We start from the raw sequence: 22,151 nt of genomic DNA, 5'->3' as shown, positions 1-22,151 counted from the left end.
CTAGACCTGTAGTCGCCGATGAATGGGGTGCCATGAGCAAGCGTGCAGTCCTGGAGGTGATCGCGCTCGACGTGGAGGACGCGGTCGCCGCCCAGGCCGGAGGCGCGGACCGGCTGGAGCTGGTCACCGAGATGGCGGCCGACGGGCTCACCCCCGCGCCCGCCACCGTCGCCGCGATCCGCGCCGCCGTCGACATCGACCTGCGCGTGATGCTGCGCCTCGCGGACGGCTTCGCGGCCGGTGACCTGGACCGGCTGATCGGCGTGGCCGACGAGCTGCGGCAGGCCGGCGCCGACCAGTTCGTGCTCGGGTTCCTCGCCACGGACGGCGGTGTCGACCTGGGCGCGGTGGAGCGGGTCGTCGACGCGCTCGGCGGCTGCCGCTGGACCTTCCACCGGGCGATCGACCGGGCCGCCGACCGGGACGCCCTGCGCAAGCAGCTCGCCGACCTGCCGGGTCTGGACACCTATCTCACCGCCGGCTCCGCCACGGGCGTGGACCACGGCCTGCCCACGCTGCTCGCCGAAGCGGCACACGACGGCGAACCCGGGTACGAGCAGCAGATCATGGTCGGCGGCGGACTGCGCCTCGACCATGTCTCCCGGCTCCGGGCGGGCGGGATCGAGGCGTTCCACATCGGCGGCGCGGCCCGCCCCGACGGCTGGCAGGGCCCGGTCTCGGCGGACGCGGTCGCCCAGTGGCGCACGGCCCTGGACGGCGACGCCGCCTAGCCCCGCTCGGGGCGGCCCGCGGCTCTCTACTCGGCGAGCTGCGGCGGCAGCGGTGCCGTGTGCGTCACGATCAGGCCCGACACCGCCCGGGTCAGCGCCACGTACAGCCGCCGCAGGCCCGTGCGTTCGTCCGGCTCGCCGTCCACCACGGCCTGCGGCTCGTCCAGGACCACGTAGTCGTACTCCAGACCCTTGGCGAGCGAGGCCGGGACGAGGGTCAGCCGGGTCTCGCGGGTGGTCTCCTCACCGGGGGCCAGGTAGGAGAGGCCGGCCGCCGTCAGGGCCTCGGCCAGCGCCGGGACGCGGGCGTCGGCGGCGATCAGACCGGTCGAGCCCTCGTTGCGCAGCAGCTCCGAGCACGCGGCGACCACATCGGCCGCCTCCGTGGCCGTACGGACCTCGAAGAACCCGGGGTTCTCCCGGACGGAGGCGACCGGGGCGAGGCCGGGCGCGATGTGCGGCAGCAGCCGGGAGGCGTACGCGATGACGTCCGTCGGCACGCGGAAACCGGCCGTCAGCTCCTCGACGGCCCCCTCCGGCTTCCCGAGGTGGGCCAGCGCCTCCGCCCAACTCCGGGTCGCCCACGGGGTCGTCCCCTGCGCGAGGTCGCCCAGCACGGTCGCGCTGCCGGTGGTGCAGCGGCGGCCGACGGCCCGGTACTGCATGGGGGAGAGGTCCTGCGCCTCGTCCAGGACGACATGGCCGAGCGAGTGCGTGCGCTGGACGAGATCGGCCGCCTCGTCGATCAGCACGGCGTCCGCCGGCGACCACTTGGCCGACTTCACACTGCGCACCGGTTTGGCCCACAGGATCGTCTTCTGCTCGTCCTCGTCCAGGAGCCCGTCCGCGTGCTCGGCGAGGAACTCCGCGTCGGTGAGCAGCCGCAGCACCAGCCTGGACGGATCGACGGCCGGCCACACCGCCTTCACGGCCGCCTTCACCGCGCTGTTGCGGGCGACCGCGTCCTGCACCCGGTCGTCCGGGGCCTCCCCGGCCCGCTCCATCTGCACCAGCACCGCGTGCGCGACGCGCTGCGGCAGGGCCTCGCGGGCGGCACCGTAGCGGATGTCCCGGGCCAGCAACTCCCGGACAATCTCCTCCAGTTCGTACGCCGGCACCCGCCAGCGCCGCGAGCCGCGCACGACCACGACCGGCTCGGTGGGCAGAGTCACATGGGAGTACAGGGCGCGTCTGAGGACCTCGGCCATCCGGGCGTCGCCCTTGACGATCGCGGCGGCGGCGTCGTCCGTGCCGCGCACCTCCACCTGCGCGACCAGGTCGTCCACGGTCGCCTGCCGCACGCTCAACTCGCCCAGCGCCGGGAGGACCTGCTCGATGTAGTGCAGGAAGGACCGGTTCGGCCCGATGACCAGCGTGCCGGTGCGGGCGAGCCGCTCCCGGTGGGCGTAGAGGAGGTAGGCGACCCGGTGCAGGCCGACGGCGGTCTTTCCGGTGCCCGGACCTCCCTGCACGCACACCGTGCCGCCGAGCCCGCTGCGGACGATCTCGTCCTGCTCGGGCTGGATGGTGGCGACGATGTCCCGCATCGGGCCGACGCGGGGCCGCTCGATCTCCTGCTGGAGCAGCTTGCTGGTGGTGGCCGCCTCGGCCGGGTCGGAGAGGTGCTCGTCCTCGTAGGCGGTCAGGTCCCCGCCGGTGTAACCGAAGCGGCGGCGCAGCCCGATGTCCATGGGGTCCTTCTTGGACGCCCGGTAGAACGGCTGCGAGACCGGCGCGCGCCAGTCGATGACCATGGGGTCGCCGTCCGCGTCGTGGACGTGCCGCCGCCCGATGTAGAACCGCTCGCCCTCGGCGCCCTCGGCCCGCTCGGCGCCGGGGGCGTGCAGGTAGTCGAGTCGGCCGAAGAACAGCGGGGTGTCGCTGAGGTCGGCCAGCGCCTTGATGCGCTCGTCGATCTGGCGGGAGAGCACTGCGGCGTTGACCCAGTTCGCGGTGACGTCGCTGATGTCAAGCGCCTCCACGTCCTCGCGCATGGCGCGCAGTGCGGCACGGGACGCGGCGAGGTGGGAGCGTTCGCGGGCGAGGGGATCGTCGAGCGGGTCGTGGGCGGGCGTGGACAAGGGGGTGCCTCCGGTGGGCCTGCTGCGTGGGCTACGACGATGCCGCCCGGTTTCCGGCCGGACGACGGCACTCCGTGAGGGAGGCGGGCAAGAGCGGAGATTTTAGGTGAGCGGGCGGGGCGGAGGCCAGTGAATTTCCGGCACGTCGCTCGCCGGGCTTCGCCGCCCGCGCGTCTCCCGCGGCCCGTCCCCTAGGGGACGCGGAGTCTCAGGGCCAGGGACGGCGTCCACCCGGAGGTCTACGCGCGGCCGTCCGGGATTGGACCCGCAGACCGATGCGGGTGAGGGGTCCGGAGTTCCACCATGGAGACATGAGCGCAGCAAGCTTCACACCGGCCCCCGTCCGACCCCCGTCCGGCGCCACGGCCGTCGACGGCCCCCACCACTACCTGCTGGGCAACGCCCTGCGTGCCGTGAAGGTGTTCCTGGAGGCGGCCTTCAGCGTCGTCATCCTCGGCGAGTACGGCGAGGAAGCGGGCATACGCCGTAAGTGACGGCATAGGGTCGCGTCCGTGCGGAAACGGACGTTGACGCCCTCCTGCCCTGCCCTTCTCCTCCTCGCCCTCTCCCTCGCCTCCTTCGTCACGCTGTGCGCCCTGCGCGGCGCACCCATGGCCGATCTCCTCGTCTACCGTGCCGAGGGCGCGACCGTGGCCCACGGCACCGACCTGTACGGCTTCACGGTCACCGAGTGGCACCTCCCGGCGACCTATCCCCCCTTCGCGGCGATCCTGTTCGTCCCCGCGACCTGGCTCCCGGTCCCGGCCCTGAAGGCGCTCTTCCTCGCGGGCAACGCGCTCCTGCTCGCCACCCTGGTCGCCCTCTCGGCCCGCATGGCCTCCCGGCCCCTCCCGCCGACCCCGCTCTGCACGGCCACGGCCCTCGCCCTGTGGCTGGAACCGGTCTTCCAGACGCTCCTGTTCGGCCAGATCAACCTGGCCCTCGCCTGCCTCGTCCTGTGGGACCTGACCCGCCCGGCCGGCGCCCGCGCCAAGGGCCTGGCCCTCGGGATCGCGGCCGGCGTCAAGCTCACCCCGGCCGTGTTCGTGGCGTACCTGCTCCTGCGGGGCCGGGTGCGGGAGGCGGCGACGGCGGGGGCGGTCTTCGCGGGGACCGTCGCGCTCGGTGCCGTCCTGCTCCCCGCCGCGAGCGCGGACTTCTGGACCCGGCGGCTGTTCGAGACCGGCCGGGTGGGCAAGGCGTGGATCGTGGACAACCAGTCCGTGCGGGGGCTGGTCGCCCGGGCGCTGGGCGATCCCGCGCCGGGCCTCGCCTGGGCGCTCCCGGCGGCGGTGGTCGCCGTGGCGGGCCTGGGGCTGGCCGCCCGGGCCCGCCGGGAGAGCCACGGCATCCTGCTGACCGCGTGCACGGCCCTGCTGGTCTGCCCGATCAGCTGGACCCACCACTGGGTGTGGTGCGTGCCGCTGCTCGCCGTGCTGCTGGCGGAGGGCCGCACCCGTACGGCCGTACTGGTGGCCCTCGTCTTCACCGCCCGCACGATGTGGCTGGTACCCCACGAGGGCACCCGCGACCTGGAACTGCCTTGGTGGCAGCAGCCGTTCGCGGCTGCCTACCCCCTTCTGGCGCTGGGGCTGCTGATCTCGTACGACAGCGTGACCGGGGAGAGGGCACACCTCTCTCGGCGCTTCCGGCCCGTAAGGCGGTGACCGGCCCGGCCGCCGACAGGCGCGTCACCTCGTCGGCGGGTCCGCGCTGTCCCCGGCCCGGGCGTCCCCTCCGCAGCGGCCGTCGCGGTCACCGTCGCGCCGTTCGTGTCGCGCGTCGCGGCTTCGCGGAACGCTCCCGCTCGCGTGGCCGTCGCCGGTGCCGGCGATGACGACGACCTCGTCGCCGGTGATCCAGCGCCGGCGGTCGGTCTTGGGCGGGTTGACGCGCAGCCCGTAGCCGGGGGCAGATGGACCTGGGTACCGCCGGCCGAGAACAGCTCGTCGAACACCGCCCCCAGGTGGCGGTTCTGGGAGATCTGCGCCATCAGCAGTCCGATGAGCTTGCCGCTGATGATCACGTCGGCTCCGGGGCCGAGCGGGGCGAGGGGCCGGTTGGCGTCGTCGGTCAGTTCGGTGACCACCGGCAGTTCCCGGCCGATCCGCTGTTCGAGGTGGCGCAGCACGAGCAGGGTGACGAGCGTGCGGTTGTCCGGCTCCTCCGGGGCCTCGCCGGGCCGTGGGTCCTGGCCGAGCACGATGACGCTGTCGTAGGAGGCGATGTCCAGACCGCGCAGCGTCTCCGGCCGGGTGGTGTCGCCCCTGCGGTGCGCACAGGTCCAGTCGGCGTCGCCGGCGTCGTACGCCGCCCGCAGGGTCGTCTCATCCTCGTCCGCCACCACGTCGGCGACGGAGCCGGGCGGTGCGTTGCGGCCCCATTCCCGCAGGATCAGCGGCGCACGGCGATTCGTCCTGGCCTCCTACAGCTGGGCGGACGACGCCCTGTGCGGCTTGCAGGAGGTGTACGGCCAGCGGATCGAGGTCTTCTACACGGGCGCCGGCCGCACCCAGAGCCGGCTGCGCGACCCCTATGCCTACGGCGAGGCGTCCGTCCTCCTGCCCGGCCAGCACACGGAGCTGCTCCCGTCCATTCCGGCCCCTGAGGCCCCCTGCACTTCGCGGGCGACCACACCTCCGTCAAACCGGCGTCGATCGAAGGCGCGCTGGAATCCGCCGTGCGCGCCGCCATGGAGGCCCACACGACGTGAGCCGCCCCGGGTTCCGGTGACCCCCGGGGCGGGCGCCCGCCCCTGAGGTGCGGAACTAGCTCTCGGCCAGGATCTCGTCCGCGTCCATGATCCGGTAGGCGTACCCCTGCTCGGCCAGGAAGCGCTGCCGGTGGGCGGCGAAGTCCTGGTCGATGGTGTCGCGGGCGACGACCGAGTAGAAGTGGGCCTGGTGGCCGTCGGCCTTGGGGCGCAGCACCCGGCCGAGCCGCTGGGCCTCCTCCTGCCGGGAGCCGAAGGTGCCGGACACCTGGATGGCGACCGTGGCCTCGGGCAGGTCGATGGAGAAGTTGGCGACCTTCGACACCACCAGCACGCTGATCTCGCCCTCGCGGAACGCGTCGAAGAGCTTCTCGCGCTGCGCGTTGGAGGTCTCGCCCTTGATCACCGGGGCGTTCAGATGCTCGCCCAGCTCGTCCAGCTGGTCGATGTACTGCCCGATGACGAGGATCTGCTGCCCGGCGAACCGGCGGACGATCGCCTCGGTGACCTTCCGCTTGGTCTCCGTCGTGGCGCAGAAGCGGTACTTCTCCTCCGTCTCGGCCGTCGCGTACGCCAGCCGCTCGGAGTCGGTGAGGTTCACCCGGACCTCGACGCAGTCGGCGGGCGCGATGTAGCCCTGCGCCTCGATCTCCTTCCAGGGCGCGTCGAAGCGCTTGGGGCCGATGAGGGAGAACACGTCCGACTCGCGGCCGTCCTCGCGTACGAGGGTGGCCGTGAGCCCGAGCCGCCGCCGGGCCTGGAGATCGGCGGTGAACTTGAAGACCGGCGCGGGCAGCAGGTGCACCTCGTCGTAGACGATCAGGCCCCAGTCCCGGGAGTCGAACAGCTCCAGGTGCGGGTAGACGCCCTTCCGCTTGGTCGTCAGCACCTGGTAGGTGGCGATGGTGACGGGCCGGATCTCCTTCTTCGTCCCGCTGTACTCGCCGATCTCGTCCTCGGTCAGCGAGGTCCGCTTCACCAGCTCGTGCTTCCACTGCCGGGCGGAGACGGTGTTGGTGACGAGGATCAGCGTGGTCGACTTCGCCTGGGCCATGGACCCGGCACCGACCAGCGTCTTCCCGGCGCCGCAGGGCAGCACGACGACACCGCTGCCACCGTGCCAGAAGTTCTCCACGGCCTGCTTCTGGTACGGCCTGAGCGCCCAGCCGTCCTCCAGCAGTTCGATCGGGTGCGCCTCACCGTCGACGTACCCGGCGAGGTCCTCGGCCGGCCAGCCCAGTTTCAGCAGCGTCTGCTTGATCTGGCCGCGCTCGGAGGGGTGCACGGCCACGGTGTCCGGGTCGATCCGGGTGCCGACCAGTGGGGCGATCCGCTTGGACTTCAGCACCTCCTCCAGCACCGGCCGGTCGGTGGTGGTCAGGACGAGCCCGTGCGCGGGGTGCTTGCTGAGGGTGAGGCGGCCGTAGCGGTCCATCGTCTCGGCGATGTCCACGAGCAGCGCGTGCGGCACGGGGTAGCGGCTGTACTGCACCAGGGCGTCCACGACCTGCTCGGCGTCGTGCCCGGCGGCGCGCGCGTTCCACAGCCCGAGCGGGGTGACCCGGTAGGTGTGGATGTGCTCGGGTGCCCGCTCCAGCTCGGCGAAGGGCGCGATGGCCCGCCGGCAGTCGTCGGCCTGCTCGTGGTCGACTTCCAGGAGCAGGGTCTTGTCGGACTGGACGATCAGCGGACCATTCACGCGCGGCACACCCTTTCCATGACGGCCAAACGTCCAGTGTGCCTCATGGAGCGGGCCTGCCCGAAGGGCGCAAGATCGACGGTGGCCCGGCGGCGGGCTCACAGCGCCGCTTCGACGAGGAAGAGCTGGGCGTCCGCGCCGGTGCAGGGCTGGGCGACGGCCTCGGCGCCCGCGTCGGCGCTCGCGTCCCTGATGCCGACGCACTTTCCGTCCGGGGCCTTGATCAGATAGGTCCGGCCGACGGACTTCTCCGACCGCCCGGCCTTCTCGGCCTTCGCCGGCTCGGTCGGCACGAAACGGAAGACGGTGGTCTGCTCACACGCCTCCCACGGTTCGAGCAGCCCCTCACCGGGCCCGGAGGTGAGCACCTTGAGGCAGCCCTTGCCCTGGTCGGGGCGGTACCAGGAGATCCGGTAGGCGTTCTCGCCGACGGGATCGAGGGTGGTGGTCTGCGGCGCCGTCTTCTCGCAGGGGCGCTGCACGGCGACGAGGGAGTGGTACCGGCCGTCCGGGACCTGCCCGTCCGTCACGCACAGACCGGGCGAGCCGAGCGGCCGCAGGAGGACCTGCCCGCGTGGCAGCCGCACGGGCCCGGACGTCGGCTGCGCCGAGTCCGTGTCCTCGGTCCTCCCCGAGCCGCCGGAGTCCCGCAGGGACCAGACGGCGGCGGAGACCAGCGCGAGGCCGAGGAGGGAGGCGGCGAGGAGGCGGGTACGGCGCCCGCGCAGCAGCCGCCGTACCGGACCCCGGGCCCCCGAGCGCCCGCTCGCACCCCCGGCGTCCGCCCCGTCCCCGGCATTCCCGAAGGCCCCGAGGTCCCTGGAGCCCCCCGTGGCCCCAGGGCCCCCGGAGCCCTCCGCGTCCGGACCCTCGGCGTCCCCCGCATCCCCGGCGTCCCTGGAGCCCCCCGTGACCCCAGGGCCCCCCGCCGCGCCCGATCCCCCCGCCGCTTCCCCCGCTCCCCCTGCTCGTCCCGCTCCCCCCGAGCCTCCCGGCCCCTGTTCCGGGGCCGGGGTCTCGGCGGCGCGCTGCCGTGCGGCCAGCCACTCGTCCACGTAATCGCCCTCTCCGCACGCGCGGACGAACGCCGCCAGCAGCTCCTGCCGGGGCAGCGAACCGTTGCGCAGGACGTCGGCCAGCGTGCTGCGCGGCAGCAGCTCGCCCTTCTCGGCGGCGCGCTCCTCGAGCTGCCGGTAGGTCAGCCGGGAGCGCGCCTTCAGCTCGCGCAGCTCGGCGTTCAGGTCCGCCGCGGTCCGTAACTCCTGCAACGCAAGCGCTCTCTCGTCCATGACCCCCATCGTTGTTGCGGGGGCTGCCATGGAACAAAACCCTTTCCGGCCAACGTGGCCGGAGCTAGCGGGCCTTCGGCGAGGTGTAGCCGAGGACCCGGCCGGCCGTGGCGGGCTGGGTCCTCTTGTAGGTGAGCCGCTCCAGCGAGGTGTTGCCCTCCACCGAGTGGTACACCTTCCGGGCGGTGTTGTAGGAGGTCACGACGCCCACGTGGTCGGCACGGCCGTCACCGTTGTCGTCGTAGGACACGACGTCACCGGGCTTGGGCCGGTACCGGCCGGCCGCCACCTGTGCCTTGGTGTGCCAGGTGCCCTTGGCCTTGCCGTACGTACGGAACGAGTCGGCCGCCGCGTTCAGGCCGCTGATGTCGGCCTTGCCCCAGTACCAGGTGTACTTCGCGAAGTCCGCGCACCAGGCGCGCGAGGTCCACTTGACGCTGGTCCACGTCTTCTTCCAGGCGCCGCCGACCTTGATGTACATGTAGCCCTTGCTGGTTCCGCACGCCTGGTGGTTGGTGATCGTGCCGGTGCGCGGGGCGCTGGTGTGGTCCCAGCGGAGGTTGGCCTTGGCCGTCCAGAAGCCGGTGTAGAAGTTGCAGTTGTTGCGCTCGGTGTCGCCGTCCTTGGCGTCGCCCTCGTACTTCCGCTTCTGCACCTCGGCGTTGTCGCTCGTGTACTGGCCCAGCGCCTGCTGGGCGATCAGCGGCCCCGGGGCGGTGGCCGCGTGGGCCGGGCCGGCCAGGACGAGGCTTCCCAGCGACATGGCCAGGGCCGCCCCCGCGACGGCCGTGGTCCTCGCTGTGCGTATCGCAGACATCCCGTGCTTCCTTCCGTCGGATCGAAGCCGGGCCCAGAGCGGGGCCGGCTGACGACGAAAGGCTGGCCGGGGGATGCCGGGGCGAACAATGGGTTGAGGTGTCCAGGACATGTCCGGGACAGGCGGGTGCTGTCCGGCCTGGTCAGGGGCTTGTCCGAGGGACAGGTTCACGGCCCGGACGGCCCACCGGACACGGGACACCGCACGGCGCGCGCGGAAGGACGGCTTCCGCCTGCCTGTGCCCGCAGGGACGACCTCATGTCTGCGCCCGCAGGGACGACCTCATGTCTGCGCCCGCAGGGACGACCTCATGCCTGGGCCCGCGGGGACGACCGCAGGCCTGTGCCCGCAGGGACGGCCTCAGTCGCCGGCCAGCTCGGCGACGCCGGTGACGCGGTGCAGCGGGAACGTGCGAACCTCGTCCGCCGTGTGGTCGTACGCCGTCACGAAGCCGCCCTCGACCCGGATCGGGGCGATGACCCGCTGGCTGGCGGCGCCCTCGGCGTTGACGTACCCGATCCACACGGAGTCGCCGGTCAGGACGGCGGCCTGCATGGTGGCCAGGGTCTCGGCGGAGGAGGTGCGGGGCAGCTCGCCGCCCCCCAGGGGCTCCCCGACGGTCTTGCGCGGGGTGGTGGCGGCCAGATCACCGGCCCGGATCGCGCGGATCGCCGCCGCGAGCAGCGTGGCGTCGGGCGGCGGCGGCCCGTCCGGCACCGGCTCGGGCGCGGTGCGCGGCGGGGTGCGGTGGGCGTGCGCCCGGGTGATCAGGACATCGCCCTCGGCGGACTCGGCGGCGGGCGCGTACCCCATCGCGCGCAGCCCCTCCAGCAGCGCCCCCGGGTCGGTCCGGGCGGCCAGCACGGTCGGCGCGAGGCGGCGCAGGCCCAGGGCGGCGGCGCGCTTGTCGGCGAGGATCTCGTTGAGCAGGGCGTCGTCGTCGCAGCGGACGTACGCCGAGGCGGCGCCGACCCGCAGGTGGCCGTGTCTACGGGCCACGTCGTCGATCAGATAGGCGAGCGGCTGCGGGACCGGGGTGCGGGAGTGCTCGGCGAGGAACGCGTGCAGGTCGGCGGCGGTCCGGCCGGCGTCCAGGGCGCGGCGGACGGACGCCGGCGTGAACCGGTACACGGTCGCGCCGCCCTTGGACTCCACGTCCGCGAGCACCCCCAGCATGTCCGCGAGCGGACGCCGCAGCGGACCGGGCGCCACCGCCGTCAGGTCGGCCTGGAGCAGCACGTGGTCCAGCGGCTCGGGCAGCAGCGGCGCGAGCAGCCGGGCAGCGGCGGCGGCCGCGAGGCCCTGCTCGGCGGGGGAGAGGGGCACGAGCCGCTCGGGGGTCCGGTGGTGGTGCACCGGAAGCTTGTCACCGGGGCCGGTGGGCTCGGGCGAACCGGCGGCCGGGGTCGCCGAGGAGCCGGGCGCCGGGACGCCGGTCGCGGACGTGCCGCGCCTCGCGGAGCCGGTGGCCGATGCGGTGCCCGGCGTCGCGGAGCCGTGGGCGGCCGTGGCTGCGGCCCTCGCCCCCGACCCGGACCCGACCCCGGACGCCCTCCCGGCCCCGCCGCCAGCCGGTGCCCCCAGCAACGCGCGCCCGTGGGCCGACAGCGCGCCCCGTCCGGTCACGCCCAGCAGTTCCGCCTCCGACAGGGTCCAGCGGGCGAGCCGGGAGCGCAGGTCGTCGTCGCGGGCACCGTCGCGCTGAGCACCCCGCAGGGGCCGCTCCCAGCGCAGCCGGGCCAGCACCGACTCCACGTCCGGCGCCGCGCCCTGCGGCAGCGCGGCCAGCAGGAACAGCACCCGGTGCCGTACCTCGGGCGCGGCGGAGCGGTCGAGGCCCGGACCGAGCGCCGACAGGGTCCGGTCCTTCGCGTCCCGCCCGCCGACCAGCCCCGGCGTCCGCGTGGCCGTCAGCCAGACCTGGGCGAGCCGGGCCCAGCGCTCGGCCGGTGGCAGCTCCAGCCACTCGTCGTAGGCCGGGGTGGCCGCGTACCGCTCGTCGGCCTCGCCGTCGGAGGCGATCAGGCCGGCCGCGTAGGCCAGCTCGACCCAGAAGGCGGCGACCGGCTCCGACACGTCCAGCGCCACGGCGGTCCGCTTCAGGTCACGGACGCTCAGCCCGCCCGCCCGCAGCACCGCCGGCCCGCCCTCGTCCCAGTCCTTCAGCAGCTCCTCCACCGTGGCCAGCGCGGTGTACGCCTGCCCGGCCGCCGTCGCGTCCACCACCTGCGGGCTGTGGGTCGCGGCCGGCGCCACGGCGGGCGGCAGCGGCTCGGGCGTACGGTGGGCGCGGCCCTCACGCAGATGCAGGGCGACCTCGCGGGGCAGGACGACCGTGCCGGGCGCGGTCGGCAGCAGCAGCCCGCGATCCAGCAGCCAGCGCAGATGCGCTGCCGGCTCGGCGGTGACCTGCCCGTACGGCGGCCCCCACACCAGCCGGGTCAGCACCTCGCGGGCCGCCTCCGGGGCCCCGGCGAGCAGCTTCGCCATCTTCCTGCGGTGGGTGAACAGCCCGGTCAGCGCGGCCACGGCGGACACCGAGTCATGGGTCGACGGCAGCCCGGCCGCCGTCACGATCTCCTGGATCCGTCCCGGCGACATGCCCGAGGTGGCCTCCTGCACGGTCGGCCCCAGCCCGGTCGGGGACGGGTGCTGCGGGGACGGCGCGAGCAGCTCGCGGGCGGTCCGCACCAGCCGCAGCCGGTCGTCGTCGCCCCACACCAGCGCCTGCTCGCGCAGGGTGGCGACGGCCCGCGGCAGCGCGCGGGCGACCGTCTCCTCGCCGGCGTCCCCGGCCATCAGACCGAGCAGCGTGTCGTACGACGCCGGGTCCGGGGCCACGGCCAGCGCCTCCGCCGTCTGAAGCGCGAACCGGTCCAGGCGCTCCAGGGCGCGCAGCACCGAGGCGCGGGTGCCGGCGCGGGTGGCGAGCTGGGTGAGGTCGGTGGGGACGGGGGTGATGAGGTCCGGGCGGCTGCGCAGCAGCGCGGCCAGGGAGGCGTCGTCCCGCGCGCGGAGCGCCTCCGCGAGGGACCGAGGGGCTGAGTGGGCCTCGGGGCTCATCCGGCCAACGGTAGCGGACTTCCCTGTACCGAGGGCATCGCGCGAGAAGCGGTACGGTCCTCAGCGGGGTATCAGTCGGCGTCACCCCGGAGGGGTTCCGTGGGGATCGAGAGCGACCAGGTCGTCTACGAGTATCTGAGCCGCGTCGGAGACATCGCCCAGCAGCGCCAGCTGCCGTCGGCGACGCGGATGCGGCTCGTGTCGGAGCTGCGGAACGAGATCGACCGGTGCCGGGCGCAGGCGACGGTGGACTCGCCCGCCGCCGTCCGCCGCATCCTGGACCGCCTGGGCACCCCGGACGAGGTGGTCGGGGCGGCGGGCGGCACCGGCGGCCTCCCGCAGGCGCCGCCCACCGCCGTACCGGCGCAGCCCTCCTCCCGGGAGCGGGCACCCGAGCCGGCGGAGCGGGAGCGGCCGAAGGGGTTGCGGCGGGTCGTACCCCGTCCGCGCCCCGCCGAGCCCGAGCCGCCCGCCGCCCGCGACACGCCCGCCCCGCCGCATCTCGCGCCCGCGCACGAACTGGGGGACGGTACGGCACCGCCCGACTGGTGGCGCGTCGGCACCGCGGGCCCCCTGGGGGACGCCGACCCGGTGCCGGGGTTCGTCGGCGGCGTGGAGATCCCGGAACTGCTGAGAAGGCCCCCGGGGGAGGCCGCCGGGAAGGAGGCCGAGAAGCCGGCGCCGGAGCCCGCCGAGACCGCGCCCACGCCCGTACCGGCCAAACGCCGCCGGCTCCTCGGGCTGCTCCCGGCCGGGAAAGCGACGCCGGCCGACGCGGGCGCCGGTCCCCGTCGGCTCTCCGGCTGGTCCAACCCCCTCCTGCTGCTGGCCGCCGCCGCGCTGGTCGCCGGTGCCGTACTCGGCAACTGGTTCGCGCTGCTCCTCGGCTGGGCCATCGCCTACGGCTCCCGGCGGCTGACACCGGCGGAGACCAAGTGGGCGGTGATGGTCCTGCCGGGCACGGCGATCGCGGCGGGGCTGGTGTGGCTGTGGGGACGCAACGAGGGCCGCTGGGGTGAGCCGATCGCCCAGGGCCATATGAACGACGCGGTGAGCGACACGTGGCCATGGGTCGTCAGGGGAGCGGCGGTCGCCTCGGCGTTGTTCCTCCTGTGGCGCTCCCAAAGGAAGCGCTAGCGCTTGCGCGGCCGTCGTCCGGGTGCGGGTACGTGGGGGCTGGTCGCGCAGTTCCCCGCGCCCCTTGACCAAGCTGCGGCCGACCCACCCAAGGGGCGCGGGGAACTGCGCGAGCGACCACGACGTACCCGCACCCGGCAGGCAACCCCGGCCCACGGCGCAACCCCACCCGGCCGAACCGCCGGCGGCACCCGGCACAATGGCCCCCATGGCCTCCCTCACCGTCGGTTTCGACCTCGACATGACCCTGATCGACTCCCGGCCGGGCATCCGCGCCTGCTACCTGGCCCTCGCGGAGCGGACGGGGACGTTCATCGACGCCGACCTGGCGGTGACCCGGCTCGGGCCGCCGCTCGTGGAGGAGCTGATCCACTGGTTCCCGGCCGACGAGGTGCCGGCGATGGCCGATCTGTACCGGGAGATGTACCCCTCCATAGCCATCGCCGCGACGCCCGCCATGGACGGCGCCCCGGAGGCGATCGACGCGGTGCGGGCGGCCGGCGGACGGACGATGGTGGTGACGGCGAAGTACGAGCCGAACGCCAAGCTGCACCTGGCCCACCTCGGCATCGAGCCCGACGTGGTCGTCGGTGACCTGTGGGCCGAGCAGAAGGCCGCGGCACTGCGCGAGTACGGCGCGGGCGTGTACGTCGGCGATCACGTCGGAGACGTCCGCGGAGCCCGTGCGGCGGGTGCGTTCTCGGTCGCCGTGGCGACCGGCCCGTGCCCGGCCGACGAGCTGCACGCGGCCGGTGCGGACATCGTCCTGACGGACCTGTCCGCGTTCCCCGCGTGGCTCACCGGCTACCGCGAGGCGCCCGGCGCGGCACCCCTCGCCTGACGCCGTCCGGCGGCGACGGACCGCAGGACACCCGCTCCGGCCACGAGGAATCCGACGGCCATGAGCATGCTCAAACCGAACATGTACGTCGGAAAAGGCTTCGCTCCGAGGAACAGCGGGGCCACCGTGACGAGGGTGGCCACGGCCCCGAGGAAGAAGACGACGGCACCGGCGCGGATCAGTCGGTCACCGGGCGCGGCGGAATTCGTTTGGGTTTTGTCACGCACCGGACCAGGGTAGTTCCCTGCGCGAGAGAACAACCGGGGGACGTCTTGTCACCCGCCCCAAGACCATTAGCCTTGGTACCGGCGGGTCATGGTCGACCCGCTCTAGTGCTATCAAGAGCCGTTTCCGAAGTAGTTTTCCCGACGAGTACGAGGACGAGGACAGACGTGCCTACCGGCAAGGTCAAGTGGTTCAACAGCGAGAAGGGCTTCGGCTTTCTCTCCCGCGACGACGGCGGTGACGTCTTCGTCCATTCCTCGGTTCTCCCCGCCGGAGTCGATGCGCTCAAGCCGGGACAGCGCGTGGAGTTCGGTGTCGTCGCCGGTCAGCGCGGTGACCAGGCGCTCTCGGTGATCGTGCTCGACCCGACGCCGTCCGTCGCCGCCGCCCAGCGCAAGAAGCCGGACGAGCTGGCGTCGATCGTGCAGGATTTGACGACCCTTCTCGAGAACATCACGCCGATGCTGGAGAAGGGCCGTTACCCGGACAAGGCCTCCGGCAAGAAGATCGCCGGTCTGCTCCGCGCGGTCGCCGATCAGCTGGACGTCTGACCCGTATCCGACGTCTGGCGTCCGACCCGCATTACGGGAAAGCGAGCGCGTCCGGGCCGAGGGGTGGCACCAGCCCCTCGGCCGCCGCGCGCGTGAGCAGTCCCCGGACCGCCGCGTAGCCGTCCTCGCCGAGGTCGGCGGTGAACTCGTTGACGTACAGCCCGATGTGCTGGTCGGCGACGGCCGGGTCCATCTCCTGGGCGTGTTCCATGACGTACGGCCGGGAGGCCTCCGGGTCGTCCCAGGCGGCCCGTACGGACGCCCGTACGGCGTCGGCGAGCCGGCCGAGCCGCTCGGCGCCCAGCGACCGCTTGGCGATGATCGCGCCCAGCGGGATCGGCAGCCCGGTGGTCCGCTCCCAGTGCTCGCCCATGTCGGCGAGCTTGTGCAGCCCGTAGTTCTGGTAGGTGAACCGGGCCTCGTGGATGACCAGGCCGGCGTCCACCTTGCCGTCCCGCACGGCCGGCATGATCTCGTGGAACGGCATGACGACGATCTCGCCGACCCTGCCCGGCAGCGTGTCCGCGGCCCAGAGCCGGAACAGCAGGTACGCGGTCGACTTCTCGCTGGGCACGGCGACCGTACGGCCCGTCAGATCGGTCTCCGCTTCCCGGGTGAGCACCAGCGGCCCGCAGCCCCGCCCCAGCGCACCGCCGCACGGCAGCAGCGCGTACGTGTCGAGGACGTACGGCAGGACGGCGTACGACACCTTCAGCACGTCGAACTCGCCGCGCTCGGCCATGCCGTTGGTGATGTCGATGTCGGCGAAGGTCACGTCCAGCGCGGGGGCGCCGGGGACGCGGCCGTGGGCGAGGGCGTCGAAGACGAAGGTGTCGTTCGGGCAGGGGGAGTACGCGATCTGCAACGGTTCACCGGTCATGTGCGTTCCAACTCTCCAATGCGGGCGCGAGTTTCCCGAAGGCCTCGGTGAGGGCGGCGAGGGCGTCACCGATGCGCCAGGCGGCGCGGTCGCGGGGTCCCACCGGGTTGGAGACCGCGCGGATCTCCAGCACGGGCACCCCGTGCGCGGCGGCGGCCTCCGCCACCCCGAACCCCTCCATGCCCTCGGCGAGCGCGCCGGGATGCCGGGCGCGCAGGGCGGCGGCGCGGGCGGCGGTGCCGGTCACCGTGGAGACGGTCAGGATCGTGCCGGTACGGGCGCCGGTGGCCTCGGACGCGACTCGTACGAGTGATTCCGGCGGACGGTGGGTGACGGTCCCGAATCCGAGTTCGGTGACCGGCAGAAAGCCGTCGGCGGTCTCGGCGCCGAGGTCGGCGACGGTGATCGCGTCGGCGACGACGAGCGAGCCGACGGGCGCTCCGGGCGGGAAGCCGCCGCCGATCCCGGCCGAGACGACCAGGCCGTAGGGCCGGCCGGCCAGCGCGGCGGCGGTCAGGGCACCGGCGGTGGTGGCGGCGGCGGGCGCCGGGCCGACGCCGGCGGCCAGCAGGTCCCAGCCCGCCCCCGTACGGACCAGGGACGCGCCCGGCAGCCGCACCTCCTCGGCCGCCGCGCTACCGTCCGCCGTGTGCGCGTCCGCCGCGGGCAACGCCCGGGCCACCGCGTCCCGCTCTACGGGGACCGCGGTGGCGACGAGGACCGGAAGAGACGTCGTGATCAGGCCTTCTTCAGCTTGAAGGACCACACGCCCTTGTTCGTGTTCTCGCCCATCCGGATCGAGAGCGTGTTGGTGTTGCCCTGGGTGCCGTACTGGACGTTGAAGAACGCGCTGCTCGGGATCGTGCGGTACGTCTCCTTGCTGGAGTCGCTGAACTGGCGGCCGTTGACCAGCACGACCCAGCCCGCGTCCGCGATCTTCGGGTCGACGCCGATGCGGACGGTCTCGTCCTGGCCGACCTTGATCGACTTGATGTCGTCGGCGTTCTTGACGCACTCCTTCAGCGACTTCTCGTCCAGCGCCTTGCCGTCGTTGTAGCAGACGGCCTCGGAGTTGACCGAGTCCCCGCCGACGGTGAGCGTCGCGACGGGCGTCGGCTTGTCGCAGGCCGACAGGACGAGCAGTCCGGCGGAAACGGCGCCGGCGGCGGCGACGACGCGGCGGCGTCGCGCAACGCGGTGTACATCAGCGGCTTCGCCGCGGGGCAGCGTGGTCATGGCCGAAGGCTATCGGGCGCCCGGAGCCGCCCGCCCACGTGGGGTACGGCGTGCCCGGTTCGTTACGCCACGCGTGCCGGTGCCGCCCACGGCCTCACGCCACCCGGGGCCGGGTCCGGCCGCCGTGCCGGGCCGAGGCGAGCAGCCCCTTCAGCGTGCTCAGCCAGCCGACGGCCACGAACGCGGCACCGACCAGCAGCCCGACCGTGCCGTTGAGCGGCATCACGATGCCGACCGCGCCGCCGAACACCCACGCCATCTGGAGCAGCGTCTCCGAGCGGGCGAACGCCGAGGTGCGCACCAGCTCGGGCACGTCCCGCTGGATCAGCGCGTCCAGCGCCAGCTTGGCCAGCGCCTGCGCGAACCCGGCGACCGCGGCCAGGCACGCCACCAGGAACGCCCCGAAGAAGAGGGCGGCGACGACCGCCGCGCCGAGCACGACCGCGACGACGGTCACGATGATGATCTCCGGCGCCCGGGAGCGCAGCCAGGCCCCCACGGCCGTACCGAGGGCGTTGCCCGCGCCGGCCGCGACCCCCACGATCCCCAGCGACACCGCCGCGCTCTCCCCGGTCAGCGGATGCTCGCGCAGCAGGAAGGCGAGGAAGAAGATCAGGAAGCCGGACAGACAGCGCAGGGCGGCGTTGGCGCCGAGCGCGTGCGTGACGGCGGGCCCGACCGTCCGCAGTCCCGGCCGCTTGACCTGCCCCAGGTGCGGCCCGCGCAGATGCGCCTCGTCGGCCGCGAGCAGCGCCACGTCCTCGCCCTTGGCCGAGTCCACCTTGGGCGGCAGGGAGAACGACAGAAACGTCCCCGCAGTGAAGATCACGAAGGCGCCGTAGAGCGGCCACGGATCACCGAGGGCGTGCAGCCCCGCCCCGACCGGCGCGGCGGCACCGGTGGCCAGCAGCCCGGCGAGGGTCACCCTGGAGTTGGCTTTCACGAGCGAGAACCCCGGTGGCAGCAGCCGTGGTACGACCGCACTGCGGACCACCCCGTACGCCTTGGACGCCACCAGCACGCCCAGCGCGGCCGGATACAGCTCCAGGCTGCCGCTCGCCACCGCCCCCGAGATGATCAGCGAGAGCAGCGCCCGCGCCAGCATCGCCCCGGCCATCGCGGCCCTCCGCCCGTGCGGCAGCCGGTCGAGGAGAGGGCCGATGACGGGCGCGAGAACCGTGAAGGGCGCCATGGTGATGGCGAGATAGAGAGCGACCCGGCCGCGCGCCTCGTCGGTCGGCACCGAGAAGAACACCGTCGACGCGAGCGCCACGGTGACCATGACGTCCCCGGCGCCGTTCACCGCGTGCAGCTCGATCAGCTTGCCCAGACCCGACTCACCCGCGCCGTGCGCGTGCGTGGCCCTGCGGATGCCCCGGGCCGCGCCGGTCACGGGAAAGTGCAGGGCACGGCCGACCGAGCGGACGGCACCACCCACCCGGCCCGAACCGCCGCCCCGACCATTCGCCCTGTCCGCGGCTGCCACGACGTTCATAGTGCCCCGAGATCCGGTCGGATAGTGCGGACCCGACGGGTGTGGCGGCGCACGACCCCGGTCGGCGCAGGCAGAGGGGCGGGTGGGAATATGCACGAATCCCGTCCGGTGTAGCGTGCCTATCTCAGCCATAACGCAGAATGGATGGCAGAGGTGCGCCCAGGCGCGCGGATGCAGACGTCGATGCGGTCCCCAGGTCCGCTCCGTCGGCGAAACCGCCGGAGGCAGCCGCACTCGACGAGACGGCGTAGGAGAGAAGCGATACCTGTGAGCGCAGCGACAACGCGAAGCCGCACCCCCGACCGCCTGTGCGCCGAGGCCGTCGACCTCGCCCGCACCGCCGCCGAGGAGGCCGCCGCGCCCGGCGTGGTCGGCGAGCACGCCGGCCTGGTGTCGGAGGGCGACCGCGTTGTCACGCACTTCTTCGAGTGCAAGGAACTGGGCTACCGGGGCTGGCGCTGGGCGGTGACGGTGGCCCGCGCCTCCCGCGCCAAGGTCGTCACGCTCGACGAGGTCGTCCTCCTCCCCGGCCCCGACGCCCTCCTCGCCCCCGAGTGGGTCCCGTGGAGCGAGCGCCTGCGCCCCGGCGACCTCGGCCCCGGGGACCTGCTCCCCACCGACCAGGACGACCTGCGCCTGGAGCCCGGCTACACGGGCGAGGAGGAGCCGCCGCCGAACTCGGTGGTCTCCGAGGAGATGCGGGAACTGGCGGAGGCGGAGGACGCCGACGTCACGCCGGGCGCCCCCGCCGCCCAGCCGGCCACCCCCTCCCGTGGCTCCATCGCCTCCGTCGCCGAGGAACTGGGCATGCGCCGCGCCCGGGTCCTGTCCCGGTACGGCCTGCACAGCGCCGCCGACCGCTGGGAAGAGGCCTTCGGCCCCAAGACGGCCATGGCCCAGGCGGCCCCCGCCACCTGCATGACGTGCGGCTTCCTCACGCCCATCGGCGGCTCCCTCGGCCAGGCCTTCGGCGTCTGCGCCAACGAGTTCTCCCCGGCGGACGGCCGTGTGGTCTCCCTGGCCTATGGCTGTGGCGGCCACTCGGAGGCGGCGGTCATGCCGAAGCCCCCGCAGCCGGCCGCGCCGGTCATCGACGAGACCCGGGTCGACCCCTTCCCGCTCCGCCCGGCCCGCGACTCCGGCTCGGTCCCGGAGACCGGCGACGACGAGACGGCGGAACTCGGCCACTCCTGACCCTGCACGCGCACCTCGGCCCACACCGTCTTGCGCGGCGAGGGCCCGGGCGCCGTACCCCAGCGCTCCGCCAGCGCCTCCACGAGGAGCAGCCCCCGCCCGCTGTCCGCGTCCGGCTCGGGACGCACGGGCTCGGGCAGCCGGTCACCGCGCGTGTCGGTCACCTCGATACGGAGCGTGTCCCCGACGGCGTACAACGTCAGCCGGAAGTCCCGCCCGGCCACCCGGCCGTGCCCGGCCGCGTTGGCGGCGAGTTCGGCCACGACCAGCGCCGCCGGGTCCAAGGGCAGCCCCCACGACCGCAGTTGCTCGGTGGCGAGCAGCCGGGCGAGACGGGCCCCGCGTGGCGTAGGGGAGAGCTGCACCGTGAAGTGCGGGACGGGGGCGGAGATGTGGGTGGAGATTTCCTGGTTCACATCACTCAGAGTGGCCGCGCCTGCTACCTCTGAACAGTGACGACGCGGTTGCGTAGAGTCACTGTCCAGCGCGCGTCCGGTGGTGTCCGGGCGTGTCGAGAAGGGGGTGCTGCGGTGTGAGCGAGGAAGAGGAGCCGGGCTGGGAGGTCGAGCCGGACGACGAGTGGGGCGTCGCCGTCATCACCACCGTGGGCCGCCAACTGAAGCTGCGCCGCGAGGCCGTGGCCATGCGGGCCGCCGACTTCGCCAAAGCCGTGGGCTACAGCGAGGACATGGTCTACAAGGTCGAGTCCGGCAAACGGATTCCGCGACCGGAGTACCTCGACAAGGCGGACAAGCTCCTGGACGCGGGCGGGCTGCTCGCGGCGATGAAGGAGGATGTGGAGAAGGTTCGGTATCCGAAGAAGGTTCGGGCTTTGGCGGAGCTGGAATCGAAGGCGGTCGAGCTTCAGCTCTACGATCCGCTGAACATCCACGGACTCTTGCAGACACCGGAGTACGCGCGGGCGTTGCTGCAGATGCGTCGGCCCTCCTACACCGACGACGTGGTGGAACGAGGCGTCGGGGGCCGAATCGCTCGAAAGGTGATCTTCGAGCGGGACCCCGTGCCGGAGATCAGCTTCATCCAGGACGAGTGGTCGCTACGACGCCCCCTCGGAGGTAAGAAGGTGTGGCGCCAGCAGCTTGAACACCTCCTTGAAGTGGCCCAGTTGAGGAATGTCGAGATCCAGGTAATGCCGATGGACCGCGAGGAGCACGCGGGAGTGGCAGGCGGGATCGAGGTGCTGAAGTTCGCGGATGGCTCGGCAGTGGGCCGTTCCCCCGCAGTGGCCAACGGCCGCCGGGTGGAGGACCCGAAGCACCTCCGTATCCTTGAGCTGCGCTACGGCATCATCCGGGCGCAGGCGCTCACTCCCCGTGAGTCGACGACCTTCATCGAGCATCTGCTGGGGGCAACATGATCCGCTGGTTCAAGAGCAGCTACAGCAGCAGCAGCGAGGCCGACTCCTGTGTGGAAGTGGGCCTGGACTGGGTCGCCACCCCCACCGCCTCCACCATCCACATCAGGGACTCCAAGCAGGACAACGGCCCCCGCCTCACCGTCGCCCCCTCCACGTGGACGGAGTTCGTGTCGTACGCCGCCCGGCGCTGAAACGGTTGCCGTGGGGCCGCCCGCTTCTTGGCCAGTGTCGTGCTTCCGCGACCCGAGTAAAGGGCGCGTTCCGCGTCGCCTGCGGCGATGGCCCTCCGGGCCACCCTTGACTCGGCCCGCTCCAGCACGGGGGAGAAGCGAGCGGGCGGCCCGGGGGAAAGTGGCCGCCTTACCGGTACCGGGCCCTCAGCCGAGTCGGGCGCGCACCCGGCGCGAGGGGTACGCGGTCGCGCCTCGCCTGCACGCCGGGTGGGCTTAGCGGCGAACGGTGGGTGGGGGCGCGCCCCCGCGCCTCGCCTGCACGCCGGGTGCGATTGGCGGCTTACGGCCGGTGGGCGGGAGCGAGGGGATGGGCTGGCCGGCGTCCCATGAGCCTCTCAGGTCACAAGAGACCGGTGATTGGCGGATTTGGGCCACTCCTGCCGAGTGCCAAGCCGCTTGACCTGCTCCTTTGCCGGCGACCCTTGGCACAAATCCGCCAATCACTGAGCGAGGGGCCCAGTAGGGCACCCCCGACCCCGGCGGAAAGCCGCCAATCGCACCCGGCGTGCATGTGAGGTGCGAGCGCGCCCCGCCCACTCGCCGCAAGCCGCTAAGCACACCCGGCGTGCATGTGAGGTGCGAGCGCGC

Annotated in this window: 19 protein-coding genes and 3 pseudogenes; 10 read left to right on the top strand and 12 right to left on the bottom strand. The window is 73.3% G+C overall.

Going from position 1 to position 22,151, the window contains the following annotated elements:
- Positions 1-32: 32 nt before the first annotated feature.
- Complete coding sequence (locus tag ACZ4WH_RS14750; RefSeq protein WP_468180260.1) at positions 33-731, top strand: copper homeostasis protein CutC; 699 nt, start codon at positions 33-35, stop codon at positions 729-731.
- 26 nt (positions 732-757) lie between these two features.
- Here ACZ4WH_RS14750 and ACZ4WH_RS14745 read toward each other — a convergent pair whose 3' ends face one another.
- Complete coding sequence (locus tag ACZ4WH_RS14745) at positions 758-2,812, bottom strand: HelD family protein (RefSeq protein WP_468180258.1); 2,055 nt, start codon at positions 2,810-2,812, stop codon at positions 758-760.
- A gap of 311 nt (positions 2,813-3,123) precedes the next feature.
- Here ACZ4WH_RS14745 and ACZ4WH_RS14740 point away from each other — a divergent pair, with 311 nt between their 5' ends.
- Positions 3,124-3,306 (top strand): hypothetical protein, encoded by a 183-nt coding sequence (locus ACZ4WH_RS14740; protein ID WP_468180255.1) that lies wholly within the window; start codon positions 3,124-3,126, stop codon positions 3,304-3,306.
- 33 nt (positions 3,307-3,339) lie between these two features.
- Positions 3,340-4,479, top strand: a complete 1,140-nt coding sequence (locus ACZ4WH_RS14735; RefSeq protein ID WP_468180473.1) for a glycosyltransferase 87 family protein — start codon at positions 3,340-3,342, stop codon at positions 4,477-4,479.
- A gap of 24 nt (positions 4,480-4,503) precedes the next feature.
- Here the strand turns inward: ACZ4WH_RS14735 and ACZ4WH_RS14730 are convergent.
- A pseudogene (locus ACZ4WH_RS14730) lies at positions 4,504-5,225 on the bottom strand (potassium channel family protein); the annotation flags it as partial.
- 1 nt (position 5,226) lies between these two features.
- On the opposite strand from ACZ4WH_RS14730, the pseudogene ACZ4WH_RS14725 reads away from it, so the two are divergent.
- Positions 5,227-5,525, top strand: a pseudogene (locus ACZ4WH_RS14725) (FAD-dependent oxidoreductase); the annotation flags it as partial.
- A 55-nt stretch (positions 5,526-5,580) separates the two neighbouring features.
- Here the strand turns inward: ACZ4WH_RS14725 and ACZ4WH_RS14720 are convergent.
- The 4 genes from ACZ4WH_RS14720 to ACZ4WH_RS14705 all read right to left on the bottom strand — a co-directional run bounded on the left by ACZ4WH_RS14720 (position 5,581) and on the right by ACZ4WH_RS14705 (position 12,393).
- Positions 5,581-7,224, bottom strand: a complete 1,644-nt coding sequence (locus ACZ4WH_RS14720; RefSeq protein ID WP_468180254.1) for a DNA repair helicase XPB — start codon at positions 7,222-7,224, stop codon at positions 5,581-5,583.
- Positions 7,225-7,322: 98 nt separating this feature from the next.
- On the bottom strand, positions 7,323-8,513 hold the full coding sequence (locus ACZ4WH_RS14715) for an RICIN domain-containing protein (RefSeq protein WP_468180252.1): 1,191 nt from the start codon (positions 8,511-8,513) through the stop codon (positions 7,323-7,325).
- A 64-nt stretch (positions 8,514-8,577) separates the two neighbouring features.
- The gene (locus ACZ4WH_RS14710) at positions 8,578-9,330 is read right to left on the bottom strand and encodes a CHAP domain-containing protein (RefSeq protein ID WP_468180251.1); all 753 of its coding nucleotides are present in this window, start codon (positions 9,328-9,330) and stop codon (positions 8,578-8,580) included.
- Between the two features lie 360 nt (positions 9,331-9,690).
- On the bottom strand, positions 9,691-12,393 hold the full coding sequence (locus ACZ4WH_RS14705; protein ID WP_468180249.1) for a helicase-associated domain-containing protein: 2,703 nt from the start codon (positions 12,391-12,393) through the stop codon (positions 9,691-9,693).
- 99 nt (positions 12,394-12,492) lie between these two features.
- Between ACZ4WH_RS14705 and ACZ4WH_RS14700 the strand changes: the two genes are divergently transcribed.
- The gene (locus tag ACZ4WH_RS14700; protein WP_468180247.1) at positions 12,493-13,530 is read left to right on the top strand and encodes a hypothetical protein; all 1,038 of its coding nucleotides are present in this window, start codon (positions 12,493-12,495) and stop codon (positions 13,528-13,530) included.
- A gap of 199 nt (positions 13,531-13,729) precedes the next feature.
- Positions 13,730-14,371: an HAD family hydrolase gene (locus ACZ4WH_RS14695; RefSeq protein WP_468180245.1), complete on the top strand. Its 642-nt coding sequence runs from the start codon at positions 13,730-13,732 to the stop codon at positions 14,369-14,371.
- On the opposite strand, the gene ACZ4WH_RS14690 is transcribed toward ACZ4WH_RS14695, so the two are convergent.
- Positions 14,335-14,598, bottom strand: coding sequence for a hypothetical protein (locus ACZ4WH_RS14690; RefSeq protein WP_030989395.1), 264 nt, complete (start codon positions 14,596-14,598; stop codon positions 14,335-14,337). The genes ACZ4WH_RS14695 and ACZ4WH_RS14690 overlap by 37 nt on opposite strands.
- 165 nt (positions 14,599-14,763) lie before the next feature.
- Between ACZ4WH_RS14690 and ACZ4WH_RS14685 the strand changes: the two genes are divergently transcribed.
- Complete coding sequence (locus ACZ4WH_RS14685) at positions 14,764-15,147, top strand: cold-shock protein (protein ID WP_014673396.1); 384 nt, start codon at positions 14,764-14,766, stop codon at positions 15,145-15,147.
- 31 nt (positions 15,148-15,178) lie between these two features.
- Here the strand turns inward: ACZ4WH_RS14685 and ACZ4WH_RS14680 are convergent, their stop codons facing one another.
- The 4 genes from ACZ4WH_RS14680 to ACZ4WH_RS14665 form a co-directional block, all read right to left on the bottom strand.
- On the bottom strand, positions 15,179-16,027 hold the full coding sequence (locus ACZ4WH_RS14680) for a 1,4-dihydroxy-6-naphthoate synthase (RefSeq protein ID WP_468180242.1): 849 nt from the start codon (positions 16,025-16,027) through the stop codon (positions 15,179-15,181).
- Positions 16,017-16,793 carry a futalosine hydrolase gene (locus ACZ4WH_RS14675; protein WP_468180240.1) on the bottom strand — a complete coding sequence of 259 codons (777 nt, stop codon included), beginning with the start codon at positions 16,791-16,793 and terminating at the stop codon, positions 16,017-16,019. Before ACZ4WH_RS14675 ends, ACZ4WH_RS14680 begins: the two co-directional genes overlap by 11 nt.
- The gene (locus ACZ4WH_RS14670) at positions 16,766-17,263 is read right to left on the bottom strand and encodes a DUF2771 domain-containing protein (protein ID WP_468180238.1); all 498 of its coding nucleotides are present in this window, start codon (positions 17,261-17,263) and stop codon (positions 16,766-16,768) included. Before ACZ4WH_RS14670 ends, ACZ4WH_RS14675 begins: the two co-directional genes overlap by 28 nt.
- 94 nt (positions 17,264-17,357) lie before the next feature.
- Positions 17,358-18,758, bottom strand: a complete 1,401-nt coding sequence (locus tag ACZ4WH_RS14665) for an MFS transporter (RefSeq protein ID WP_468180236.1) — start codon at positions 18,756-18,758, stop codon at positions 17,358-17,360.
- A gap of 267 nt (positions 18,759-19,025) precedes the next feature.
- Between ACZ4WH_RS14665 and ACZ4WH_RS14660 the strand changes: the two genes are divergently transcribed.
- A complete protein-coding gene (locus ACZ4WH_RS14660) occupies positions 19,026-19,952 on the top strand; it encodes a DUF3027 domain-containing protein (protein WP_468180234.1) in 927 nt (308 codons plus the stop codon).
- Between the two features lie 8 nt (positions 19,953-19,960).
- Here the strand turns inward: ACZ4WH_RS14660 and ACZ4WH_RS14655 are convergent.
- Positions 19,961-20,368, bottom strand: a pseudogene (locus ACZ4WH_RS14655) (ATP-binding protein); the annotation flags it as partial.
- A gap of 116 nt (positions 20,369-20,484) precedes the next feature.
- Between ACZ4WH_RS14655 and ACZ4WH_RS14650 the strand changes: the two are divergent.
- Positions 20,485-21,330, top strand: a complete 846-nt coding sequence (locus tag ACZ4WH_RS14650) for a helix-turn-helix domain-containing protein (RefSeq protein WP_468180232.1) — start codon at positions 20,485-20,487, stop codon at positions 21,328-21,330.
- Positions 21,327-21,521, top strand: a complete 195-nt coding sequence (locus tag ACZ4WH_RS14645) for a DUF397 domain-containing protein (protein ID WP_468180230.1) — start codon at positions 21,327-21,329, stop codon at positions 21,519-21,521. Before ACZ4WH_RS14650 ends, ACZ4WH_RS14645 begins: the two co-directional genes overlap by 4 nt.
- The last annotated feature ends 630 nt before the right edge of the window (positions 21,522-22,151 follow it).

It is taken from the genome of Streptomyces sp. NPDC029138, from assembly GCF_055564375.1.
Note: the sequence above shows the minus strand (reverse complement) of the source record. Positions and strands in the feature narration are given on the sequence as shown.